The sequence below is a fragment of the Enterococcus sp. HMSC061C05 genome, assembly GCF_001814765.1.
Classification (GTDB): domain Bacteria; phylum Bacillota; class Bacilli; order Lactobacillales; family Enterococcaceae; genus Enterococcus_B; species Enterococcus_B lactis.
Genome location: NZ_KV817756.1, coordinates 1 through 25,341, shown reverse-complemented (window position 1 = coordinate 25,341; position 25,341 = coordinate 1). Strand labels below are relative to the sequence as shown.

Annotated in this window: 19 protein-coding genes; 2 read left to right on the top strand and 17 right to left on the bottom strand. The window is 39.7% G+C overall.

Annotation, left to right across the window (positions count from 1 at the left end; genetic code table 11):
- Window positions 1-139: 139 nt before the first annotated feature.
- From ftsY to HMPREF2988_RS10865, 17 genes are all read right to left on the bottom strand, one after another.
- Window positions 140-1,138, bottom strand: a complete 999-nt coding sequence (gene ftsY / locus HMPREF2988_RS10945; protein WP_002287900.1) for a signal recognition particle-docking protein FtsY — start codon at window positions 1,136-1,138, stop codon at window positions 140-142.
- Window positions 1,139-1,149: 11 nt separating this feature from the next.
- Window positions 1,150-1,959 carry a Cof-type HAD-IIB family hydrolase gene (locus HMPREF2988_RS10940; protein WP_070770646.1) on the bottom strand — a complete coding sequence of 270 codons (810 nt, stop codon included), beginning with the start codon at window positions 1,957-1,959 and terminating at the stop codon, window positions 1,150-1,152.
- Window positions 1,960-1,967: 8 nt separating this feature from the next.
- Window positions 1,968-5,549, bottom strand: coding sequence for a chromosome segregation protein SMC (smc, locus tag HMPREF2988_RS10935; RefSeq protein ID WP_070770645.1), 3,582 nt, complete (start codon window positions 5,547-5,549; stop codon window positions 1,968-1,970).
- A 19-nt stretch (window positions 5,550-5,568) separates the two neighbouring features.
- Entirely contained in the window at window positions 5,569-6,255 is a 687-nt protein-coding gene (rnc, locus tag HMPREF2988_RS10930; RefSeq protein ID WP_002287896.1) for a ribonuclease III, read from the bottom strand.
- A gap of 532 nt (window positions 6,256-6,787) precedes the next feature.
- Window positions 6,788-7,408, bottom strand: a complete 621-nt coding sequence (locus HMPREF2988_RS10925; RefSeq protein WP_070770644.1) for an ABC transporter ATP-binding protein — start codon at window positions 7,406-7,408, stop codon at window positions 6,788-6,790.
- Entirely contained in the window at window positions 7,401-9,383 is a 1,983-nt protein-coding gene (locus tag HMPREF2988_RS10920) for a DUF1430 domain-containing protein (protein WP_070770643.1), read from the bottom strand. The genes HMPREF2988_RS10925 and HMPREF2988_RS10920 overlap by 8 nt, the downstream gene beginning before the upstream one ends.
- A gap of 41 nt (window positions 9,384-9,424) precedes the next feature.
- On the bottom strand, window positions 9,425-9,814 hold the full coding sequence (locus HMPREF2988_RS10915; protein ID WP_070770642.1) for a hypothetical protein: 390 nt from the start codon (window positions 9,812-9,814) through the stop codon (window positions 9,425-9,427).
- A gap of 392 nt (window positions 9,815-10,206) precedes the next feature.
- Window positions 10,207-11,988, bottom strand: coding sequence for an oligopeptide ABC transporter substrate-binding protein (locus HMPREF2988_RS10910; protein ID WP_002315512.1), 1,782 nt, complete (start codon window positions 11,986-11,988; stop codon window positions 10,207-10,209).
- 26 nt (window positions 11,989-12,014) lie between these two features.
- Window positions 12,015-12,929 carry an ABC transporter permease gene (locus tag HMPREF2988_RS10905; protein ID WP_002290475.1) on the bottom strand — a complete coding sequence of 305 codons (915 nt, stop codon included), beginning with the start codon at window positions 12,927-12,929 and terminating at the stop codon, window positions 12,015-12,017.
- Between the two features lie 26 nt (window positions 12,930-12,955).
- Complete coding sequence (gene opp4B / locus HMPREF2988_RS10900; RefSeq protein WP_002290474.1) at window positions 12,956-13,918, bottom strand: oligopeptide ABC transporter permease; 963 nt, start codon at window positions 13,916-13,918, stop codon at window positions 12,956-12,958.
- The gene (locus tag HMPREF2988_RS10895) at window positions 13,918-14,862 is read right to left on the bottom strand and encodes an ABC transporter ATP-binding protein (RefSeq protein ID WP_002309831.1); all 945 of its coding nucleotides are present in this window, start codon (window positions 14,860-14,862) and stop codon (window positions 13,918-13,920) included. The genes opp4B and HMPREF2988_RS10895 overlap by 1 nt, the downstream gene beginning before the upstream one ends.
- Window positions 14,863-15,867 carry an ABC transporter ATP-binding protein gene (locus tag HMPREF2988_RS10890; RefSeq protein ID WP_002309832.1) on the bottom strand — a complete coding sequence of 335 codons (1,005 nt, stop codon included), beginning with the start codon at window positions 15,865-15,867 and terminating at the stop codon, window positions 14,863-14,865.
- Between the two features lie 267 nt (window positions 15,868-16,134).
- A complete protein-coding gene (acpP, locus tag HMPREF2988_RS10885) occupies window positions 16,135-16,377 on the bottom strand; it encodes an acyl carrier protein (protein WP_002294295.1) in 243 nt (80 codons plus the stop codon).
- Window positions 16,378-16,497: 120 nt separating this feature from the next.
- Entirely contained in the window at window positions 16,498-17,499 is a 1,002-nt protein-coding gene (plsX, locus tag HMPREF2988_RS10880) for a phosphate acyltransferase PlsX (RefSeq protein ID WP_002315510.1), read from the bottom strand.
- Between the two features lie 48 nt (window positions 17,500-17,547).
- Window positions 17,548-19,584 carry an ATP-dependent DNA helicase RecG gene (recG, locus tag HMPREF2988_RS10875; RefSeq protein WP_002336161.1) on the bottom strand — a complete coding sequence of 679 codons (2,037 nt, stop codon included), beginning with the start codon at window positions 19,582-19,584 and terminating at the stop codon, window positions 17,548-17,550.
- 117 nt (window positions 19,585-19,701) lie between these two features.
- Window positions 19,702-21,384: a DAK2 domain-containing protein gene (locus tag HMPREF2988_RS10870; protein ID WP_002290465.1), complete on the bottom strand. Its 1,683-nt coding sequence runs from the start codon at window positions 21,382-21,384 to the stop codon at window positions 19,702-19,704.
- 51 nt (window positions 21,385-21,435) lie between these two features.
- Window positions 21,436-21,798: an Asp23/Gls24 family envelope stress response protein gene (locus HMPREF2988_RS10865; protein ID WP_002290464.1), complete on the bottom strand. Its 363-nt coding sequence runs from the start codon at window positions 21,796-21,798 to the stop codon at window positions 21,436-21,438.
- 269 nt (window positions 21,799-22,067) lie between these two features.
- Here HMPREF2988_RS10865 and rpmB point away from each other — a divergent pair, with 269 nt between their 5' ends.
- Both rpmB and HMPREF2988_RS10855 read left to right on the top strand, forming a co-directional pair.
- A complete protein-coding gene (gene rpmB / locus HMPREF2988_RS10860; RefSeq protein ID WP_002290463.1) occupies window positions 22,068-22,256 on the top strand; it encodes a 50S ribosomal protein L28 in 189 nt (62 codons plus the stop codon).
- A 238-nt stretch (window positions 22,257-22,494) separates the two neighbouring features.
- Window positions 22,495-25,164 carry a YfhO family protein gene (locus tag HMPREF2988_RS10855; RefSeq protein WP_070770641.1) on the top strand — a complete coding sequence of 890 codons (2,670 nt, stop codon included), beginning with the start codon at window positions 22,495-22,497 and terminating at the stop codon, window positions 25,162-25,164.
- Window positions 25,165-25,341: the final 177 nt, after the last annotated feature.

Below are 25,341 nucleotides of genomic sequence, written 5' to 3'. Positions count from 1 at the left end.
AGAAAAAGAACGAAATTGTTTGAGAACCGCTTACAAATAAGTATAAAAATGAAGGCATCAAAAACACAGCTATGTTAAAAACAATCATTCAAACAAGGAGCTGCAACTTTTGTCACAGCTCCTGCTTTTTAGACATGGGTTATTCTTCTTTTAGCAATCCTTTGAATAATCCAACGACAAAATCGTTTGGATCAAACGGCTCCAAGTCATCGATTCCTTCACCCAACCCAACCAATTTCACTGGTAAATGCAATTCATTACGGATAGCAAGTACGATACCGCCTTTTGCTGTACCATCTAATTTTGTCAAAACAAGACCGGTCACATCTGTTGTTTCTTTGAATTGTTTTGCTTGAACCATCGCGTTTTGACCAGTTGTTGCATCTAATACAAGTAATGTTTCTTGGGGTGCTTCTGGTAATTCCCGCTGGATTACTCGTTTTATTTTTTCTAATTCGTTCATCAAGTTCACTTTATTTTGCAGTCGGCCTGCAGTATCAACTAGTAAAACATCTGCCTGCTCTGTCTTTGCTCTTTCCAAAGCATCGAATACGACAGCTGCTGGATCGCCGCCTGCATTGCCACGAACAACTTCAACACCAGCGCGTTCGCCCCAGACAACTAATTGGTCGATTGCTCCAGCACGGAAGGTATCTGCTGCTGCCATCAATACTTTTTTACCTTCGTTTTTGAACTGATGGGCAAGTTTACCAATACTTGTTGTTTTCCCTACACCATTGACGCCGACAAACAAAATAACTGTTAGTCCGTCTTCTTGGATATTTAGTTCATTTACTTCATTGATTCCTTCCGCTTCATAGAGATCCACAAGTTTCTCGATGATCGCATTTTGGACTTCTGCCGATTTTTTCGCATTTCTGAGTTTCACTTCTTGACGTAACGCTTCGGTGATTCGTATCGCTGTTTCAAAACCTACATCTGCCCCGATAAGTGTTTCTTCTAATTCTTCAAAAAAGTCTTCATCGACTGTTCGAAAATTGGCAAACAGCTCATTCATCCGTTCACCAAATGTTTTACGCGTCTTTTCTAAACCCTTGTCGTACTTCTCCTGTACTTCAACTTCTTCCGTTTTCTCTTCGCCAGTAAAAGCACGCTTGATTTTATCAAAAAATCCCATTTGACTCCCCCCTACTCTAATACAAATTTTTGGATCACTTTGGCTACGCCATTTTCTTCATTGCTGGCTGTCACAAAATCTGCTGCTTCTTTGACGAAAGGCACAGCATTCTCCATCGCTACGCCTAGACCAGCGTATTGGATCATCGGTAAATCATTTTCTTCATCACCGATTGCCATGATTTCTTCTTGTTTCAAACCAAGATCTTTTGCCAATAAAGAAATACCATAAGCTTTTGTGACACCTTTTGGCATAAATTCCAAAAGCATGCTTCTCGTTTTGATGATCTCATACATTTCATGGAATTCTGCTGGTATTTCTTTGATTTTAGGATCTAATTCTTCTTGGTCATAAGCGATTACTGCCTTATTAAGCACAAATTCATCTGTAATATCGCTTATATCCGCTGGTTGGAATTGCAGCAGCTTATTCAATACATTGTACAAGGATTGCTTCCTTGGTGCACTAGGCAGCTGTAAAACCACATTGTCAGACAAAACATCTAGTGGCAGATCCAATTGCTGAGCCAATTTGTATAAGTGTTGGATATCTGATACTTCCATCACTTTCTTTTCCATGATTTCACCAGTATCGTTTTTTTGTACCAAACCGCCGTTGAAAGTGATGCTATAGTCACCCTCATCTACCAGCCCTAATTCTTGCAGATAATGCGCCATCGCAGCTAAGGGGCGTCCTGTACATAGAACGATCTTGACCCCTTGCTGTTTTGCTTGTGCTAATGCTTGTTTATTCTCATCTGAAATCAGCTTTTGTTCATTTAATAATGTACCATCCAAATCGATTGCTACTAATTTGATCATTTTCGTTCCTACACTTTCGTTTCGTTGATTTTCGCCTCTTCATTGATATCTTCCATCCGTACAGAAACGATTTTTGATACACCGGATTCCTGCATCGTCACTCCGTACAGTACATCTGCTGCGACCATCGTTCCTTTGCGGTGTGTGACTACGATAAATTGTGTGTCATCTTGGAAGTCGCTTAAGTAACGACCAAAACGTTTCACATTTGCTTCATCTAACGCTGCTTCTACCTCATCTAAGATACAAAACGGAACAGGACAGACACGGATAATAGAAAAGAGCAGCGCAATGGCTGTAAGTGCTCGTTCTCCTCCGGAAAGCAAACTTAAACTTTGCAGTTTCTTGCCAGGAGGTTGTACTTCAATCTCAATACCTGTTTTCAGCAGATCCGTTGGTTCTGTCAATACTAATTCAGCTTTACCGCCGCCAAACATATTTGGAAAGACAATTTTGAATTCTTGACGGATAGCTTCAAATACTTCTTTGAATCTTGTCCGCACTTCATCATCCATCTCATCCATCGTTTCAAACAACTGGTTTTTCGCTGCTAACAGATCATCTCGCTGTGTTGCTAAGAAGGTATGTCTTTCACTGACTTGTTCGTATTGTTCGATTGAATTTAAGTTTACTGGTCCTAGCTTTTCAATTTGTTCTTTTAAGGAGGCAACCTTTATTCTGCTGTCTTCGATATCGGTTGTTTCTTGATAGTCATGGGAAGCTTTCTCAAATGTCAGCTGATATTCTGACTGCAGATAGGTCAAATGATTATCTAAAATCATTTCAGCTCGGTCTTTTTGGACTTCTAATTTGGATTGTTCCGACAGTCGTGCTTTTTGCTCACGATTACGCTCTGCCAAGACTGCTTCAAGCTCATCGATTTCCCTCTGCCTTCTATCTCGCTGCTCCTTGGCTTTTGCCAACTCAGCTTTCAATGTTTCTCGCTGAGCAGATAATTCGTTAATTTGTTTTTCCAAACTTTCTTCTGTGACTTCATGATCAGAAAAGTCTGCTGTCAATGTCGCCAACTGTTTTTCTATCGCTTCTTGACGTTCGATTGCCTCTGCTTTTTGGACTCGGGCACCGCGGAGCTGGATCTGCAGATGATTAAACTGCTCTTTCAAGACAGCAAGATCTGCTTGTTCTTGTGCTTTTTGACTTTGCACTTGTGCTCTTCTGGCTTCCATCTGGTCACTTTCTTGACTTAAAGATTTGATCTCTTCGTCGATTTGTTGACGTTGCGTTTCAAGATCTGTTTGTTTGTCTTTCAACTCGTTCGTTTGTTTTTCGTAATCTTCGATAAACTGCTGTAGCTCACGTGTCTCAAAAGTTGAGATTTGCTTTTCTTTTTCAAAACGTTCAAGTTCGTTTATGATGTTTTGCAACTGATTTGTCGCTTCTTGTTCTTCGAAACGTAATTGTTCGCCTCGTGTACGCAAAACTTCTTGTTCTTCGGCTAAACGAGCTGTTTCTTGCTGCAGCTCCTGAACTTTCTTTTCTTGCACTTGAAGTTGTTTATCTGCTTCTTCGAATTCACTAGTCAACTGTTTCAATTCTTGGTTTTGTACAAACAAACTGCCTTGGTTTCCTCGTTTGTTCGCTCCACCTGTCATGGATCCTCCGGCATTCATCACGTCACCTTCTAAGGAAACCACTCGGTATTGATAGCGGATCGTTTGTGCGATCGCATTGGCACTAGTTAAGTCTTTTGCTAAAAGAATCGTTCCTAACAGGTTTTGAACCACTGTTTGAATTTGATCAGGATAAGCAACTTGTTCACTGGCAATCCCTATAAACCCTTCTATAGCTGCTGCTTGTGTCAATATATGAGCTGGTAACTGTCTTGGTTTGATTGTCGTCAGCGGAAGGAATGTTGCTCTTCCTCCTCTTTGCTGTTTCAAATACGTGATGGCTTGCCGAGCATCTTTTTCATTTTCAACGATGACATGTTGAGCTGCTCCACCTAAAGCTGTTTCAATGGCTAACGTGAAATCTGCAGGGACGTCGATCAGTTCAGCCACTGCTCCGACAATACCGGAAAGCTGCTGTTTATGCTGCAAGACCAATCGAACGCCTTGGTAAAAACCAAAATAGTTTTCTTGGATTTCTTGAAGGCTTTTCTGACGAGCACGCAGCTGCTGGACTTGATTCATCAATTGATACATTTTAGGCTGTTCTTTTGCTAATGCTTCTTGGAACTTTTTCCCGTTTCGTTGGATCATTTCTAACTTCTCTTTTGTTTCAGTTAAAGATGATTTTAGCTGCGCCTGCTTTTGTGTCAATTCTTCTTTTTGTAAGATCAATCGATCTACTGATGCTTCTACTTCCGATTGCTTGGCTAACGTCTGCTTGCTTTTTGCTGTTTCTTGTACATATTGACGTTCCAGATACTTCAGTTCGTTTCCTACAGCTGCTTGTTCTTGCATCAAATCAACATATTGATCTCTTAATTCTGCCAATAATTCTTTCGTTGATTTTTGGTATTTTTCTAATTCTTGCTGTGTTTTTATGAGATTTGCTTCAGCTTTTTGGATCTCTGTTTCTTTTTCTGCTGCTTCTTTCATCAAGCTTTCTTGAAGCTTTTCAAAATGTTTAACCTTTTTTTGTGCTTCTGCTAATGAAGTTTGATATTCTTGCGAGCTTTTTTGTGTATGCTTTGTCCGCTCCTGCAAAACATCTTTTTGTCCTTCTGTCTGCTTCAGTTTTTCCGAAAGATCTAATAATACTTGCTGATTTTTTTCGATCAGACGGTCGGCTTGCGCATTTTCTTTACGCTGCTTCGCCAAAATGGATTCTTGTTCTTGGATCGACTCAGATAGTTTGCCTAATTCTAGATTGAATTTCGCAAGCTGTGCTTGTTTGTTGTCCCAATCTTTTTTTGCTGTCTTGATTTCAGCAACCATCAAAGAAACATCGGTTTGAGTCAGTGTTTCTTTTAGCCGTAAAAACTCCTTTGCTGCCTCACTCTGGGCGGCCAAAGGAGTTAACTGTTCTTCCAATTCATGGATGATGTCTTGGACGCGGCTGAGGTTGTCTTCTGTTTCAAAAAGCTTTTGTTCTGCTTTCTTTTTCCGCTGCTTGTATTTCAACACACCAGCTGCTTCTTCAAAGATCCCACGACGGTCTTCCGGTTTACTACTGAAAATCGCTTCTACTTTTCCTTGAGAAATGATTGAGAACGATTCTTTTCCTAATCCAGAATCTAAGAACAATTCTTGTATATCTTTTAATCTGCAGCTTTGTTTATTGATGAAAAACTCGCTTTCCCCAGTCCGTCGATAACGGCGGGTTACACTGATCTCATTGTACTCCAATGGCAGATAATGATCACTATTGTCTAAAATCACTGTGACTTCTGCAATATTCAGCTGCTTACGGGTATCGGAACCGGCAAAGATGATATCCGGCATTTTTCCGCCTCGCAAACTTTTAGCAGATTGTTCTCCTAATACCCAGCGGATAGCTTCTGTAATATTGCTTTTTCCGCTGCCATTTGGTCCAACCACTGCTGTGACGCTGTTTTCAAAATCAATGACTGTCTTGTCTGCAAATGATTTAAAACCGGCTATTTCAATTCGTTTCAAATACAAAGCTTTCCCTCACTTACTTTTACAGTGCTGCCAATGCATTTTCCGCCGCAGCTTGTTCTGCTAATTTTTTCGATTTTCCTTGTCCAGTGCCAATCAATTGATCATCTACGTAAACTTCGATCCAAAATACTCGTTCATGAGCTGGACCTTCTTCATTGATCAATCGGTATTCGATCGATACATCACCTGATTTTTGCAAGACTTCTTGCAATTTTGTTTTATGATCCATCTCATGTGAAAAAGCACCTGCTTTGACTTTAGGAAAAATCACTTTTTCGATGAACGCATGGGTCGTGTCGAATCCTTGGTCAAGATATAACGCGCCTAAAAAAGCTTCGAATAGGTCGCAAAGCAATGCTGGTCGCGTACGTCCTCCTGAATTCTCTTCTCCCTTGCCCAACAGAACATATTGATCAAAGTGACATTCTTTGGCAAATTTCGATAAGCTGTCTTCGCGAACGATCGCTGCTCGTGTTTTTGTCAATTTTCCTTCTGGCAAATGAGGATATAAACGGAATAAATACTGAGAAACCATCAATTCTAAAACGGCATCTCCTAAAAATTCAAGTCGTTCATTATCCGATAATTGCAGATTGCGATGCTCATTCACATAGGATGAATGGGTAAAAGCTTGTTCAAGCAAATTTAGATCGTGAAAAACGATGTTATAATTTTCTTTTAGTTCTTTTGTCAGCTGGTTGTCCATTTTCCACATTCCTTTTATGGATATTTTTTCGATACTTCCTTATTATACTGGTTTTTTGTTAAATTTGAAATGGTTCGGGTAAAAGGTAAGTAAAGCTTTAATAATCCTAGTGATTGACGAGAGGTTGTGAAAAAGCCGTTTAGTTCGGAGTATTAGAGAAATAAACAGAAAGACAGCTTCTCATATTTTGCCGTTTCTTGAACGAATACCGTGGAATAGCTGATTGAACACTATTCATACAAAAAAGGAATGTGACACGACTATTGTCACATTCCTTTTTTTGTACAATCCCTTATTCTCGTATGTTTTCAATGACTTCTTGGGCGGGTACTAGCTGAAACTCTGAAACATGAATGCTCAATAGAAGAATCACCGTTAGTAACACTTGAAAAAGGAGCAAAATGAACACACCATTTTATCCATCGTGGGTGAATCTTTGGCTGATGACTTTTCAATAAAACGATTGAAAAAAACAGTCCAATCACTGGTAAACTATCAGACAAAACCAACAGAATAAACACATAAATAAGGTTTATTGGATTGATTTCTTCCATTCATTCATGTCCAACACATGATCGAATTCTGCTGCCAATGTTGGATCATGGGTAACCACAAGGACCGTAGCTCCTTTTGCATTCAGTTCTTGTAGTGCTTGAAGAACGATTTCTTTGTTCTTTTGATCAAGAGAGGCTGTTGGCTCATCTGCAAAGATGATCTTTGGTTCTTTCAAAAATAAACGAGCAAGAGCTACTCGCTGCTGTTCGCCTCCGCTTAAGAGAAATATTTTTTTGTCTATCAAATGGTCTACCTGAAATTTTTCGAGGGATTCTTTGATTTTCTGCTCCTCTTTTGAGACCAAGGTCAAGTTTTGCTTCACTGTTTCGTTGTCGATCAGTGCATAGTTTTGAAATAAAAAACCAGCTTGTTCCCGAAAAAATGTTTTTCTGTTTTTTCGGCTGATTTTTTGGCCATTGATCAAGATTTCCCCTTCATTTATCGTTTCCAGCTGGCCTAAACAATTCAATAAAGTCGTTTTACCTATCCCACTTTCTCCTGTGATGGCAAGCATAGAACCCGCGGGCACAGAAAAAGAAAGGTGTTCAAAAATCGTTTTCTCTTTGTATTTTTTTGTGATTTTTCTAACATCAATCATTTTTGATCACCTCCAGCCGTTGCTTTTTCTCAGATAGATAAGTCGTTGGGAGCAGCAAAAACAGCTCAAAGCTGAATACAGTCAGTGCAATCGGCCATAAGTCCTTCTGCCATATGAGTAAGATCCCTAAAACACCTGAAGATATCCCTGCCGTCATGAAATAGTAAGTTTTGTGACGCTGGAACAGCGGTTTACCAGTAATGTACGCTAAAAATGATTCTTTCTTATTTACTTCTGCATAAATCATGCTCGCATATAGTTCAATAGCAACAAAACTGATAAGAATCAGTAAGAAGACGACTAGCGCTGTGTAAAATTCTGAACGCGCTTTTGCAATTACTTCGCTGATTCTGTCTTTCACAGATGTTAGGCCGTAAAAATCATCTTCAATGCCATTCTCTTCAATAAACACTTGAACTTCTCGACCATTTCGAAACAAATAGGAGCCGTTCGATACCTCACTTATCCATATCTCTATATTAGGTTGGATCAAAGGCAAAGAAATGGACACAATGATCGGATTGAAAGAAAAGATATTCTCAAGTAAATCAAAATTATAATTAAAGATGATTTGATTCGATTGGGTATAGATCACCTTTAATTCCCCCTGATACTCGTCTTGTTCATACTCGAAGGAATTCTGGTAAAAAGTGATTTCATCTTCTGCCATTTTAACGATCAGATCCGTGTATTGCTTTTTATTTTCTGGGATCAACACATAGAAGAAGGCATCTTCTAATGGATAGATTGGTTTTCCGTGTATATCTTTGACTTTCAATTCGTGTACGGCATTATGGTTGACTAACCAATAAGCATCATTTTGAATGTAGGTAAGAACGTCACTCGTATGGCCAAATTCATTATCCCTCAAAAGGATCCCACCTGATTGTTCTGCTCGTTCTAATAAAGGAAGCATGTCCTGATTGATCCTTTTCGCTTCTTTTTTTCTTTCTTCTCTCGTAAAATTTCTAGAATTATCTGGTAATTTGGTCGTGATATTACTAAATCTCAAGTGATAATAATCAGGAATGTCATTCCAATAAGCTAATTGCTGTTCTAGTTGTTTGTTCTCATCCATACTAGACAAGATCATATTCCCGCTTACTACGATAAATACAAGCAAGGCGGCCTTGATAAGGTGATTCGTGTAGGACAGCCATCTATACGGTTTATGTCCCTTTATTTTATCAGCAATCGATCCCCATGAATAAATCACCCAGCTGCTTGATATGTGCATGATGATGATTCCAACGATCCCCCATAACAGAATCTGGGGATAAAGAAAGTGCAGATAGGGATAAAACCATGCAAAGCCAGCTAAAATAACCGTGAAGATGGCCGCATCTATCAAACTATCTTTACACACTAGTTTTGCTTTGCTTCGTCCAAGTGTTTCGAGAATCCCGACTTTCTTTCTCATAGAGGACTTATAGAATAATAGAGCTAAGAATAAGCACAAGAAAAGCATACAGAACAATTGACCGATACTTAATAGCAAACCTGAAGCTAGATAAAGCGGCCATTGTGCCCTTTCAATCGTTATTTCCATCCCCATATCATAAAATTCTTCGATCATATTGGCAGGCGGTTCCTCTGTGATCATATAACCGCCAAGTACTTCTTCAGTAGATAGTTTCGAAGAATCATAAAAATTGATAGGATAATCGGATGCTATAGGGGAAAAGCTATAGGTCGAATACCCTTCTTTACCAAATGTATAGATATCTTTATACGTTTCCCCATCTTTGCCGATTCGAAAGAGGATCTTATGGAGATCCAATTGCTTTTCTCTAGCATATTTCGCAATCGTCTGGTACATTTCCTGCTGATTTTCTTCACCACTCGCTGCTTCGATGATGATCGATGAATGGATTTCTGGAATCGCTGATTTGATCATTTCGGTTCCAGCAAAAGAAATAGCATATAAAAAACTGGTGACTGTGAATAGAAAAAAGAAGCGATAGATTTTTTTCATCGTTTAGAAGAAAGAAGCGGCTGGATCAGCCGCACTTCTTTCTATGCCCACCACCAGCCAGATGTATTTCCAGAAAATGCTCTAGGGGCGGTTACCCGAACGGTTGTTCCTGGATTACCCGTTCTTGTGTTTCTTTCTTTTCCATATGCATAAACAGTCACTCTTCTTTGTGTTGGATAAAATTCTCCCCAAACTGTTCCGAAGCCCGGTATTCCTGTTACACCTCCATAAAAAGTGTTCACAGTTATTCTTCCTTGTTTTAGTGGTACATCTGTTTGCACCACATCCATATTGAAAATCTCTGGTGTAGTAGAAATGACTAATGGTTCAGGTATTTCAGCCGCACTAACGGCATTGATTGGTGCGATCCAGCTGCTCAAGGCAATAAGTGTACATGAACTTGATATCATCTTTTTCGCATTTCTCTTCATTTTGTATCCGCTCCCTTTTTTGAGTGCCTAAAGTGTCTCACGAGTGACTATTGAAACATACTTGAACAAGCAACAAGGCGACAGTCGTTCGGTCCCCCTTTTTTTATTTTAAAAAGAGATAAGTGTGAACCTTCTCTTTTATTAACTACGCGAAAGATTCCCATCAATTTAAAATAACAATATTTTTTATTCAACTTAAATTAAATAACAAATATTTTATACAATTTTCTTCTTTAAAATCTATTTAAATTATATATAATGACACATTTATGTTCAACGTGTTTTTAAAATAAAATTTTAAAAAACTATATTTATTTTTATTCGCTATACAAAAATAACAGTAAATAAAAAACCGAAAAAGGACATCGTCCTTTTTCGGTCATTTTTTTTGATTATGAACGTGAATCTGCTGTAACAGAAACATTTGCCCATGGGTTTGGTACATCATAGGACCAATCCCAGTCTTTGACACGGTCGTTGACTGGCAATACTTCGTTACGGAACAACGTTGGAATCGCAAATGCTTCTTCAAACGCATATTGTTGCCATTTTTGATAGGCTTCTTTCAAATAGTCTTCATCAAATGCTTTGCTTGAACTGATATCGTTGATCAACTTTGTATTTTCTTCTGATTCATAACGAGTGTAGTTGAATGCTGCATTTGGTCCCCATAGTCCACTTGGATTTGGATCAGTTCCTGTATTCCAAGCAGCTTGGTAAACATCGATTTCAGGATCATCATTTTCTAATTTATCGTAGAAAGAGTTGAATTCGATCAGACGACCTGTTGTGTATTGGACATCCAAACCGATTTCTTTCCATTGTTGGATATAGTAATCTGCCAATGGTTGCGCTGTTTCTCCACCGGACATCGAAGCAAAGTTGATGGTTAGTTTGTTTCCATCTTTGTCTTCTCTTAAACCATCGTCGTCCACATCTTTGTAGCCGGCATCATCCAATAGTTTTTTCGCTTTGTCTAAATCTTGTGTGAATCCTTTCATCTCATCATCGTGATATGACTGGAATACTGGAGGGATCAATGAAGTCGCATTGCTTCTCAAACCTGCATAGAAACGTTCACCTACTGCATTGTTATCTAATGCATAGCCCATGGCTTGACGTAATGATTTATCAGCCATTTTTGAATCTGGATTGTATTCCACACTCTTTGTATCTGAATTCCATTTACCTAACTTGAATCCTAGATAAGTATAAGAAGTTTGTTCACGTCCTAAGTTTGTATAGCCAGCAATTTCTTTATACGTATCATAAGTATCTGTTGGCATTTGGAAAATCATGTCATATAGCTTAGAGTTCAATGCTTCAGTTGCACTAGCCATCGGTACAGATTTCATCGTGATCTTTTTCAATTTAGGCGTACCGTTCCAGTAGTGCTCGTTTGGTAAGTACTCTACTGATTCTCCTGCAACAATATTACTCATGTAATAAGGGCCGAAAGTCACTGGATTTTTACGTACTTGATCGCTTGATTCCATGTCTTTGATTGCTACACCTTCTAACGTATGTTTCGGTGCTGCATATGTCCAGATACCGCCACCCGATTGAAGCATGCTTGGATTTACTTCTTTATATTCGATTTCAACTGTTTTGTCGTCTATCTTTTTGATTCCAGAGATCGTATCGGCACTTCCATCATGATATTCTTCCATACCTACGATGTTACGGAAAGTGTCGTCATAACGAATACCAGTGTAATCTTTATTCCCAATGATTTCGTAAGGGAAAATCACATCGTCCGCCGTTACATCTTCACCATCTGACCATTTAACGTTGTCTTTTACTTTGATTGTCGCTTTTTTCGTATCTTCGTCTAGATCAAGTGTTGCAGCTCCGTCATCTGTGATTCTAAAATCATCATCGTTTGCAAACAATGGTTCGTGAGAGGGTGCCATAAACGCTGCATCATATGAATCTTGATAAAACTCCCACTGGAACAATCCTTTGAACTGACTGTCCGTTGCGACCGCAGCTTCTAATTCACCGTCTTCGATTGCATCATCATTGTTTTTTGTTGCGATTGGAAAAGTTAATTCCTCTTTGTTATTGCTGTTGCCTCCAGAGTTATTTCCAGAAGTATCTGTACCTCCGCCCCCGCATGCTGCAAGAACGACCGCAGACATCAGCGTTGCAAATCCAAAAATCGTTTTCTTCATTCCTATTTCCCCCTTCGCTTCTATAACTAGCCTAACCGTTGGCGTGCATCTGCAGAACGCTTGAATGCCTGTCCAACATAATTGATACTCAACATCAAAACTAAAATGAGGATTGATGCGGGTAACCAGATCCATTGCCGATTCACTAAGACTTCTCCATTACTTGCATAACCGATCAGTGTACCTAAACTAGGTACATTTGCCGGCAAACCGAAACCTAAGAAAGTCAAAGTTGTCTCGATACCGATGTTTGCCGCAAAGTTCATTGTCAAGTTCGTAATGATCAATGAACTTAGATTCGGCATGATTTCGCGGAACATGATTTTAAAATCACTTGTTCCCATTGTTTTTGAGGCACTGACATAATCTCTTCTTGCTTCAGATAATGTCTTGCTTCGGAATAATCGGGCTTTAGCTACCCAATAAAATGCACTCATGATGAAAATAAAGGACCAGACATTGTATCTGGAAATAATCGATACGAAGACGATGATGATCAACATGATCGGTAGAATCATGATAAAATCAACGATTCGCATCAAGATATTGTCAATGATCCCTCCGTAGTAGCCAGAGATGATCCCTAATCCAACCCCGATGATCGAAGTAAGGATCGTGATCGCAAATCCGATCGTAACAGAGTTTCTAGCACCTATGATCAATTGACCTAATACATCACGTCCGCCTTCATCTGCTCCCAGAATGAACTTTTGTCCTTGTGTCGAAACTGCTCCTGGGGCAGCATATTTATCAAAAATACTAACATACATCACTTTATCCTGATCGGTCAGCATCGCACCGATAAAAATCACTAATAATAAAACCACTAGCAAACCTAATGAAAAAATAGCGATCTTATCTTTTTTAAATTCTCGAGCAATCATTCGTATCCCCATAGGAGGGATACTTTCTTGAACTGCTGTATTGTTTTTTTCACTCATCGATCCATTCTCCTTTCTGATTGGTTTTATTGAATCCGAATACGCGGGTCAACGATACTCATAATGATATCTGACAGTAATGTCCCCACTAGCGTCGCGATTCCTAAAATCAATACTAAGGATGTGATCACGGTGTAGTCTCGTTGACCAATAGAGTCAATAAATAGTTTCCCGACTCCTGGATAGCCAAAAATCTTTTCGATAACTACAGAACCAGCAATCAACGAAGTGATTTCATACCCCATTTGCGAAGCCATCGGCAACGCTGCATTCCGGAAGATATGTCTACTGAATACTTTATTCGTCGGTACCCCTTTGGAACGGGCTGTTCTGACAAAATCAAGCGACTTCGAATCGATTACTTCGCTTCGCAGATATTGGATCGTAACGGCAGTCGCCAGAAATGCTTGGGTAATCGATGGTAGCAGAATATATTTCAAGCGATCTATCCACTGAGTGATAAATCCCCCTTGTAAACCTAGTGTTTGAGAACCGCTGGTTGGGAACCAGCCTAAACGATAACCAAAAACAAACAGCATGATCAAGCCGAAGATAAATAACGGAACAGCAAAACTAAAGAAGTTATAAATCACGACGATCTTATCCAAGATCGAATTTTGATACCGGCCTGCTAGCATCCCTAGAGGCACAGCAATCAAATAAGTAAGGACAACTGTCAAGATCGATAGATATAACGTGTTGATGATCCGTTCACCGATTAGGTCAGCAACAGAGCGTTTGTATAAGAAACTTTGACCAAAATCGCCTTGCAAAGCATTTCCGATCCAACGGAAGTACTGGACATACCATGGGTCATTCAATCCAGCTGATTGTCGCATTTGTTCGATCACTGCCGGATCTTGGTTTGGGTTGATCAAACCAGTAAATGGATCCCCTGGCATCGCTTGGGCTAATAAGAAGATCAGAACACTTAAAATAATAACTTGCGGGATCATCAATAAAACACGTCGCAGAATCGTTTTCCACATTAGCTCGCACCTCCATCTTTCAACGCCACTTTATGTGTAGTTGTGATCGTACGCAAATCGTAGACTCGGCCAGTCGCATCATAGTATTCTCTTTGGTTTTGGATATACTCTTGTTCTACTTTTCGGCGATTTTCTTTGTGGCTTTCCCGATTTTCTACATCGATTTGCGGAATTGCTGAAAGCAGACGTTTCGTATAGATGTGGCGCGGGTCATTATAAATGTCCTCTCTTGTACCGATTTCTACAAATCGACCTTTGTACATAATTGCGATGTTGTCGCACATATGTTTTACTACACCTAAATCATGAGAAATAAATAAATAGCTGAGACCGTATTCTTGCTGGATCCGTTTCATGAAATTCAATACTTGTGCTTGAACAGATAGATCCAGAGCAGATACCGGTTCATCGGCCACGATTAATTTTGGATTAGTAGCAACAGCGCGGGCTACTCCTAGACGTTGGCGTTGTCCCCCTGAAAATTCATGAGGATATTTGTAAAGTGCATCTTCCGGCATCCCAACGATATCTAGCAATCCTTTTACCTTCTTCTTTTCTTCTTGATCGCTTAACCGTTCAAAATTTCGGATAGGTTCTGCAATGATATCCAATACTCGTTTTTTAGGATTCAAACTAGACATTGAATCTTGGAAGATCATTTGTACGTCTTTGTTATAACCCATTTTTTTTCGGTTGCTTCGCTTCGTTACATCTTTTCCTTCATACATGATTTGTCCAGCTGTCGTCTTTTCTAAACCAACGACTGCTTTTCCTGTAGTGGATTTTCCGGAACCGGACTCTCCCACCAAACCATATGTCTTTCCTTTTTCGATAATAAAATCCACACCATCTACAGCATATACATGATCCGTTACTCGATTGAAGAATCCACTGCGAATAGGGTAATGAACTTTCAGGTCTTTGATTGTGATTAATTCTGTCATCTACACCTCTCCTTTTTCGTCTCTAAAGTGGAAATGCTTGTAGCAAGAGCAACGTACCAAATGGTTCGGAGCGACTTCATGAAGGATAGGATCTTCTTCGTGGTCACTTGCTGGTATCCACGGAATACGTGGAGCAAATCGGCACCCTTTACGAGGCATGTTTTTCAGAGAAGGAACGACACCTTCGATCACATGGAGTTCTGCATCATGATTTCCTTCTTGAGGTATAGAATTCAATAAAGAGCGCGTATAAGGATGTTTCGGATGATCAAACAGTTCTTTTACACCCGCTACTTCAACAAACTGTCCGCCGTACATCACTGCCACTCGATCAGCCATTTCTGCTACGACTCCTAAGTCATGAGTGATCAGGATGATCCCTGTTTTTGTTTCTTCCTGAAGATCTTTCAGTAAATCAAGAATCTGGGCTTGGATGGTTACATCTAGGGCTGTCGTCGGTTCATCTGCAATGACGATTGGAGGTTTGCAGGCGATTGCGATCGCGATGATGACACGTTGTCTCATACCGCCTGATAATTCATGGGGATATTGACGTCCAACTCTTGCTGGATTAGGAATCCCTACTTGTTCTAGTAATTCCAGTGCGCGAGCTTGACGCTGTTCTGCATTCATCTTTGTGTGATAGGAAAGTCCTTCTTTGATCTGGTCTTCGATTCTCATGAGAGGATTTAATGCAGACAACGGATCTTGGAAAATCATTCCGATATCATTTCCGCGGATTTTATTATAAAGCGTTTCGTTCAGTTCGATTAAATTCAGATCGTTATATAAAATTTCACCTGTAATTTTTGTGTTATTAGGATCAAGTAATCCCATAATCGTAGTAGCTAATGTACTTTTCCCGCACCCAGATTCCCCAACGATTGCTAAGATCTCGTTTTTGTCTAAAGTAAATGAAACATCATCTACTGCATCGTAATAGTCATCTTTGAGTCGGAAGCCTGTATGTAGGTTCTGAACTTCTAATAATTGATTATCTGACAATCGAATACCCCTCTCTGCTTCCTAAACGGAAGTTTTTCTTAGTAAAAAAAGAACATTACACAGAATAAAGCGTTTTATAACAAAGGTTATTCTTATCTTTGTGTAATGAATTATTAATAATTATATAGAAAACCGCTTTACTTTGCAACATAATTTCTAATTATCGCCAGAATTATCAGAAAAATGTCTTTTCCGTGTCAAAAAGATTAAAAAAAGAAGGATAAAAAGTTGCATACAACTTTTTATCCTTCTTTGCTTTTATTGAAATTATTTGAGATGGCTGCTGATATAATCTACTGCGCCGCCAACTGTTTCAATTTGTTCAGCGTCTTCATCTGAAATTTCTGTACCGAATTCATCTTCAAGTTCTAAAACGAACTCCATAATACTAATTGAATCAGCTTTTAAATCATCTTTGATGTTCAATTCATCCGTCACTTTATCGGTATCTATCTCAAAATGATTTGAAATAATTTTCGCTACTTTGTTAAATACTTCTTCGCGAGTCAACTTTTTCACCTCCAAGAATCATACACTTGTCAATTACCTACACCATGGCTAATTTTACTGACATTTTTCAGGAATGTCCACCTTTTTTTAACGAATCGGATTGCCTCAGCTATCTGAATATTATTCTTCGCTTTTTTCAAATTGTTCGACTAACTGTCCTACTACATTTGTTTCAAGCATCGTGTGGATTTGGCGGATCGTATAGCGGACAGCATCAGGACCTGTTGCTCCGTGGGTTTTAATGACTGGTGCTTTCAAGCCAAACAAAACAGCTCCGCCATGTTTGGAATAATCCATTTCAGATTTCAAAGAACGCAAGCCGTCTTTTAAAAGCATGGCGCCCATTTTCCCTTTGATCCCTTCGTTTAGAATAGCGGATTTTAATAGATCCATCATATTCATTGCCGTTCCTTCAATGGATTTCAAAACAGCATTGCCTGTAAATCCATCTGTGACTACTACGTCAGCCACACCATTGAGCAACTCGCGCGCTTCTACATTTCCAATGAAATTCAAACTTGTTTCATTCTGAAGAAGTTCATAGGCTTTTTTCGTCACTTCACTACCTTTTGTGGCTTCTGTTCCGTTGTTTAAAAGAGCAACGCGGGGACGTCCGATCCCTCGGACTTTACGTGCATAGAAAGAACCTAAAATACCGTATTGCAACAAATGTTCTGGTTTGTTTTCTGCGTTAGCGCCAAGATCCAGCATATCGAAACCGGCACCTTCTTTTCCTACTACTGGCAAAGTAGACATCAAGCCAGGGCGTTCGATATTTTTGATACGTCCTACGATGAACAAACCCGCTGCTAGCAGCGCACCTGTATTCCCTGCTGAAAATATAGCATCCGCTTCGCCGTTTTTCACTGCTTGTGCAGCAAGGACCATTGAAGCAGTCTTTTTCCGTCGGATCGCTTTTACTGGCTCATCATCACTATTGATTTTTTCGTCTGTATGGATAATCGTGATGTTTTTTTCATTTATTAAGTATTTCTTGATTTCTGCTTCTTTTCCGTAAAGTAAGAATTCTACTTCTGGAAAATCTTGCTGCGCTAAAGCCACGCCTTCTACAATTGCTTGAGGTGCGTGATCTCCGCCCATTGCATCTACGGCAATTTTCATTGTTCCAACTCCTTTTTCCATCATCATTATAAAGTATAGCATAGTCTGCTAATCGAAATAACGATTATCCTGATTTTCTATCTGGAGGCTTTGTGCTAGAGGCTGATACTCAGGCAGCATCTGCCAATTCTTTATCTGCCAAAGAGCTGCAGCCTCTTCTCTGGCTACCTCCAAAACATTTCCATCTGTCACCAAGTCAGCAATCGCAAATTGAGGTAAACCAGATTGTCGGAAGCCGAATACTTCACCGGGACCGCGTAATTCCAGATCTTTTTCACTTAGTACAAAACCATTGGTGGTCTCTGTCATGATTTTCATCCGCTCCACGCCTAGTTCATTTTTGGGATTAGCAACTAAGATACAGTAGGAAGCATCACTTCCGCGTCCAACACGTCCACGAAGCTGATGCAGCTGTGCCAAACCAAATCGATCCGCATCCATAATCAGCATGACGGTTGCGTTTGGCACGTTTACCCCTACTTCTATTACCGTAGTAGAAACTAATATCTGCATCTGGTTATCTTTGAAAGCTTCCATGATCACTTCTTTTTCCTGATTCTTCATTTTACCATGTAACAAGCCAACTTCATATTTTGGTGCAAATAGTTCACGAAGTTTTTCATAGATTTCCACTGCGTTTTTTACGTCTAATGCTTCTGATTCTTCGATCAGTGGACAGATGACATACATTTGATGTCCTCTTGCCAGTTCTTTCCTTGTCCAATCCAGTACACTGTCTAATTGAGGTGTTCTTACCCAGCGTGTTTCAATCGGGATACGTCCAGCTGGAAGTTCATCAATGATCGATACATCCATTTCACCGTACGCTGTGATAGCTAGCGTTCTAGGGATCGGAGTGGCTGTCATAAACAAGACATCAGGTCGCCAGCCTTTTTCACGAAGGACTTTCCGCTGATTCACACCAAAACGGTGCTGTTCATCCGTAATAACTAGACCTAAATTCTGAAATTCAACTCCATCTTGGATCAATGCATGTGTACCGATCACGACGTTGATTTCTCCTCGTTCTAGTTTTTCAAGGAGTTCCCGTCGTTCTTTTGTTTTCGTTGACCCTGTAAGCAATGCGACCGTTACTTCATTGGGATCAAACAGCTGTTGCAAACTTTCCATGTGCTGTTGTGCCAAGATTTCGGTAGGCACCATCAACGCACCTTGGAAACCCGCTGTAACGGTGGCATATAATGCGATTGCGGCAACCACTGTTTTTCCGCTACCTACATCTCCCTGCAAAAGTCGCTGCATATGTTGAGGACTGCGAAGATCCCGACAGATTTCATTCGTTACCCGTTTTTGGGCATTTGTCAGTTCAAAAGGCAACTTTTGAGTAAATTCTTTTAATTTTTGGACATCATAAAGGATCTCCAAGCCATTCGTTTCTGCTTTTTCTGCTTTTTTCAATCCTTGAAGACGCATTTGAAATAAAAAGAATTCTTCAAAAACGACACGTCGTTTGGCTTGGTGATTTTCTTCGTGGTTTTTCGGAAAGTGCATACTTCTTACAGCAGAAGCTCGGTCAAGTAGTCGATATTTCTCCACAAGGTTGTTCGGCAGGTTTTCTTCGATCAATGTGCCGTATTCTTGAAACCCTTTTTTGATTAGATCAACTAATGTCGTTTGACGAATCGATTTGTTGACGTGATATATCGGCGAAAAGTCATCCATTGTTTGAGAACCTAAAATCTTCATCCCGTTCAAGGCTTTACGCTTTGCATCCCATTTACCGTATACAGCGATTTCCTCCGATAAAATGACTTTTTCTTTTAGATAAGGTTGATTAAAAAAAGAAACGTTGAACACATCATGTTCTTGCATCATTCGAAATTGCAATCGGCTTTTTTTATAACCAAATCGATTCATCACAGGAGGAGAGACTACGATTCCTTTCAAAGTAACCTTTTCTTGATCTTGGATCTCGTTTAGATTTCTTTCCTGAATATCTTCGTAGCGAAAAGGATAATAAGTCAGTAAGTCTTCAATCGTTTGGATGCCCAAGCTGGCAAGACTAGCCGCTCTTTTTTCTCCGACTCCTGCCAGCATAGTGATTGGATCATCTAAAGAACGCATATATTTTTTCCTCCCTCCTTTAACAAAAAAAGGACTTGGTCAGTGATCATACCTGATCACTAACCGAAGGCCTTTTATGAATGAATACTGTGTTAGAAAGATATTCTGTCACAGGAATTATTCAGCAGAAAATAGATAAGGATAGACAGGCTGATCTCCTTGGTGGATCTCGATTTCCAAATCAGGATGTTTTTCTGTTAGTTTCTCAGCAAATTCATTTGCTTGTTCAACTGTTCCTTCATCACCTGCTAAGATCGTTACGATCTCTGTGTCCTCATTGATCATTTGTTCTAGTGTACTTAACGCTGTTGCTGTGATATCTGGGTTAGAGATCATGATTTTTCCATCGATCATGCCTAAAAAGTCGCCTTCTTTGATCTCTACACCGTCGATTGAGGTATCTCTGATTGCGTGAGTGACTTGACCACTTACGACGCTAGACAACATTTCTGTCATCGTTTCTTTGTTTTCTTCTAAAGAAGCTTGATCATTGAATGAAAGCATAGCCGTCAATCCTTGAGAAATCGTTCTTGAAGGAACAACTGCTACTGGGATATCTGCTACTTCTGCCGCTTGATCAGCTGCCATGAAGATGTTTTTGTTGTTCGGTAAGACAATCACTTTATCTGCGTTCACTTCTTGGATCGCTTTAACGATGTCTTCCGTACTTGGGTTCATTGTTTGCCCACCACTGATAACATAATTAGCGCCTAAACTTTCAAACAGCTCTTGGACGCCTTTACCAGCAGCGATTGCTACGATACCATACGGGATACGTGGTGTTTCTTTTTTCGCAAACTCGTTCACTTCTTCATCGTGTTCCAAAATCGTCTCATGCTGCAAGCGCATGTTGTCGACTTTGATTTTGACTAATGAACCGAATTTTTGTCCATAGTTCAAGACTTCTCCTGGGTTTTCTGTATGCACGTGGACTTTGATGATCTCGTCATCATTGACCACAAGTAAAGAATCTCCAATACCATCTAAATAGTTACGGAATTCTTCGTAGTCGAACGTACTATCAACAGTAGGTCCTTCACCGATTTTCACCATGATTTCTGTACAATAACCAAAATGGATATCTTCTGTCGCCATTTGTCCTTGGACACTGCGATGGTGCTCTGCATTGACCATATCATCCATTTCTGCTGGAGAAGGTTCATATGTTTCATCCGCTTGGAATTCTCCATTCAATGCGCTTAAAAAGCCCTCATAAACAAACAGCAATCCTTGTCCTCCACTGTCTACAACACCGACTTCTTTTAGGACTGGAAGCAAGTCTGGGGTTTTAGCTAAAGCACGTTTTGCTCCTTTTACAACAGCTGTCATCACTTCAACGACATCGTCTGTACTCTTCGCTTTCTTTTCTCCAGCTTTTGCTGCTTCTCTAGCTACTGTCAAAATCGTTCCTTCTACTGGTTTCATTACTGCTTTATACGCAGTTTCAACACCATGAGTGAATGCTGCAGCAAGATCAGAAGCATTTAATGAGACAACATCTGGAATTTGCTTAGAAAATCCTCGGAACAATTGAGACAAAATAACGCCGGAATTTCCGCGCGCACCCATCAGCAATCCTTTTGAAAGCATTGCTGCTAATTCTCCTACTTTTTCTGAGGTTGAATCTACTACTGCCTTCGCTCCACTAGTCATAGATAGATTCATATTTGTTCCCGTATCGCCATCTGGCACAGGGAATACATTTAATGAATTGACGTATTCTGCATTTACTTGCAGACGATTCGCACCAGCCTGCACCATTTCCTGGAACTGGCTTGCACTTATTTCTGTTACACTCACCTAGATAATCCTCCTTCAGATCGACTGCTGAGTTATCAGCCAGTCTCCTGCCTAGTCTGGCAGTACACGAACACCTTGTACAAAGACATTAACTGAATTGGCAGCTACGCCTAATAATGCCTCTAGATTGTATTTCACTTTTTCTTGGACGTTGCGAGAAACTTCAGAGATTTTCGTACCATAGCTGATAATCGTATAAACATCTACAGCAATACCATTATCTTCTTGGCGGACAACTACTCCTCTTGAGTAATTTTCTTTACGCAAAATCTCAGTAATATTATCTTTAATTTGATTTTTGCTGGCCATTCCTACAACACCGAACACATCTGTCGCGGCGCCACCAACAACTGTTGCAATTACATCATTGGTAATTTCAATGGTTCCAGCTGACGTTTGAATTTTTACAGCCATGAATGAGCCTCCTTAACGGGTAAAATACTCCCATTTTTCTTCTATCATATTTTATCATAGCGCAACTTGAAATAAAAGGCAGTTACCCAAAGTACTCAAAAACCTTGCAAAATTTCAGGTATAACCCTGTTTAATTTACAATTATTCTTCACAAATGTCAATTGTATCCATGAAAATGTACTTGCAAATTTCCAATCTATATGATATGTTAGTCTGGTATGAGCTGAATTATTCTATTGCTCCAAATCAAGGCAAAGGAGGAAATTACCATGGCAAAAGTTTGTTACTTTACAGGTCGCAAGACAAAAAGTGGAAACAACCGTTCACACGCTATGAACTCAACAAAACGTACTGTTAAACCTAACTTACAAAAAGTTCGCGTTATGGTCGACGGAAAACCTAAAAAAGTTTGGGTGTCAACTCGTGCTTTGAAATCAGGAAAAGTTGAACGCGTTTAATTGAATGATACTTGGACCGTTCAGATAGTGAACGGTTTTTTATTTAATAAAAATTTTGGCGGGTGGAATTTTTGATTCCTCCCCTTTTTTTGTGTTTATTTTTGTTATACGAACAAATTATGAAGTTATTTATTCCCAAATTTTATTTTTTTATGAAAACTAGACTCTTTTTAAGCAGAGAAAAACAAGGATATGATAAACTAAATACAACTTCATAGAAATTTGGTGGAAAATAAATATGAAAAAAAACTTAAAGTCATTTTTTAGAGAAAACGGACGCTACGCAGCAGCTAGTTTCCTGATTCCGTTTTTGATTTTAGCACTTGTTTATCTAAGTATCGGGATCTATCCCGGGAGCAGCAGAAGTATTTTGGCAAGTGATGCCTTTTCACAATTTTCTAATTTTCATGCAAGCTTCCGAAATGTCCTTCTTGGAAAGCAAAGTATTTTCTATACATGGAATGCTTCTCTGGGCTTGAATTATCTGTCTTTGATTTCTTATTATCTCGGCGGGATCTTCACGCCACTGGTTTTCTTCTTTCCAAACCAGATGATGCCAGATGCACTTTATGTTCTGACTTTGCTTAAAGTCGGCTGCGCCGGATTAGCTTTTTGGTTTCTTGCACGCACGTTCAAGATTCCTCGCTGGGGGCATGTTGCACTTAGCGTCAGTTACGCATTGATCTCATTCATTACTGCACATTCGGAGATCATCATGTGGCTGGATGCTTTTGTTTATCTTCCATTAGTGATTTTGGGGATTCATCGTGTCATGGATCTGAAACGGCCGAAACTTTTATTCATCAGCTATTTGCTCTTGTTTCTATCCAGTTTTTATATGGGCTTCATGATTGGTGTCTTTTCTTTCTTATATTTTATTGCCCGTCTATTGACAAACTGGTCAGAATACAAAAAATCGATTGTTCCTTATGGGATCACTTCTTTACTGGCAGGCGGCGCTTCAATGATCATTGTATTGCCAGCAGTACTGGATCTTCGGTCAAATGGCGAAGCATTGAGTCAAATCACTACGTTGAAAACAGAAGCGACTTCTTATCTGGATCTGATCATGAAAAACATGATTGGTGTTTATGACACCACAAAATACGGTTCGATTCCGTTCATTTACGCAGGTCTGCTTCCGCTGGTCCTTTGCTTGTTTTATTTTGCCAGTCGGAAAGTACCGTTGAAAAATAAGTTTTTGTACGGTGGTCTTTTCGCCATACTTATCGCAAGTTTTTATCTTGTTCCATTGAATTTGTTTTGGCATGGTATGCATGCACCGAATATGTTTTTATTCCGTTATGCCTATCTGTTCTCTTTCTTAGTTCTCCTGCTTGCAGGAAAAGGATGGGAAAGGATAGAACAAGACGATCGTGGGCTGTTGTTAGGAATCATTTTGGTCGTAGCTGCTCTCTTTGCGGTGGCATGGGGCATCAAACCTGAAGGAAGCTACACCTATGTGACGATGACTTCCTTTGTATTGACAGTTGTTTTCTTAGGGATCTATGCTTTTGCTGTGGGATTTTATCAGCATAAAAAACTTTCCTTCAACCATCTAAGTATATTGTTGTTATTGATCATGTCCGCTGAGGCATTAGTCAATACGAACAGCATGATCCATGGTATCCTTGATGATTGGAATTATGCTTCCCGCAGTTTGTATACGGATCCTTATCCTGACTTGAAAGCTCTTGTAAATGAAACAAAAGAAGATTCTGACTCGTTTTACCGCTTGGAAAATCTGGATCCGGTATCGTCAAATGATTCGATCAACTACGGTTACAGCGGCATCAGCTTGTTTTCTTCTATAAGAAATCGTAATTCTTCCTCTTATCTGGATACATTAGGGTTCCGTTCAAGAGGAACAAATTTGAATATCCGCTACAATAATAATACTTTGCTGATGGATGGCTTTACAGGAATCAAATACAACATTTCTAAGAACGAAAGCACGTTCAGCAAATATGGCTTCCGCCAAGCTGGTCAAAGCGGCGACTATACACTGTATCAGAATGTCAATGCATTGCCACTGGCATTTACCGCACCGTTATCCGTTAATGATATTGAGCAGCCCGTAACAGATAATTTAACTAGTCAGACAAATTTGATCAATACATTATCTGGTCTAAATGAACAGTATTTTACATTCTATACGCCTACTTTGAAGAATCAGTTAAATACGACGATCACAAAAACAACGACTGGTGTGACTTATTCAGAGACGGCAGATAATCAACCAAAAGAGCTCACATGGGAAGTCCATGTACCTGCAAATACACAAGCTTACTTAAGCTTATTCCCAACCAATTTTGCACAATTAGAAAGTTCTAGTGCAACGATCACTGTCAATGGTACATCAAGGAAAACGCAAATCAATATTTCTGGACAATACTATGATCTTGGCTATTACCCCCAAGAGACAACGGTGACATTTACTGCAAGTTTTTATGGGACGAAAGAAGTAAGTTTCATGGAGCCGAAAGTCGTTGGTCTAGATGTTGTAGCCTATCAAGCCGCAATGAATCAGATCAAAGAAAAAGGTGTCGAAATGGAAGCCTCTGGCAGAAAAGCTTCTGGAACTGTAGATACCGCAGAAGATTCTATGTTGGTGACAACTATTCCTTACGACAAAGGATGGAAAGCCGAGATCGATGGGAAACCAGTCAAAGTCAGCAACTTCAAAAACGCATTCTTGATGCTAAAAGTGCCAGCAGGTAAACACACGGTTACTTTCAGCTACTTGCCTGAAGGATTTATGATAGGTGCAATCCTTTTTGTACTATGTATTGCATTGTTTATTCTTTATGTCTGGTACCTTGACCGCAATCGCCCCTTTTATGGCACGATTGATCCAACAATAGAAGAAAAACCGCGAAATACACACAGAAGAAGACGAAGAAAATAAAGAAACGATGGAACCTGTTCAGACTGTCCGCATCAAGGGCAATCAAAACAACGTTCCATCGTTTTTTGGTTACAAAAAAGTAGTGTGGCAAAAAGAAGGTTCACTTATCCATGCTTCGTTCACAAGTCGCGATATTCATCAAACGTGAGAAGCTGTTTTTTGAAATTGTTTCTTGTG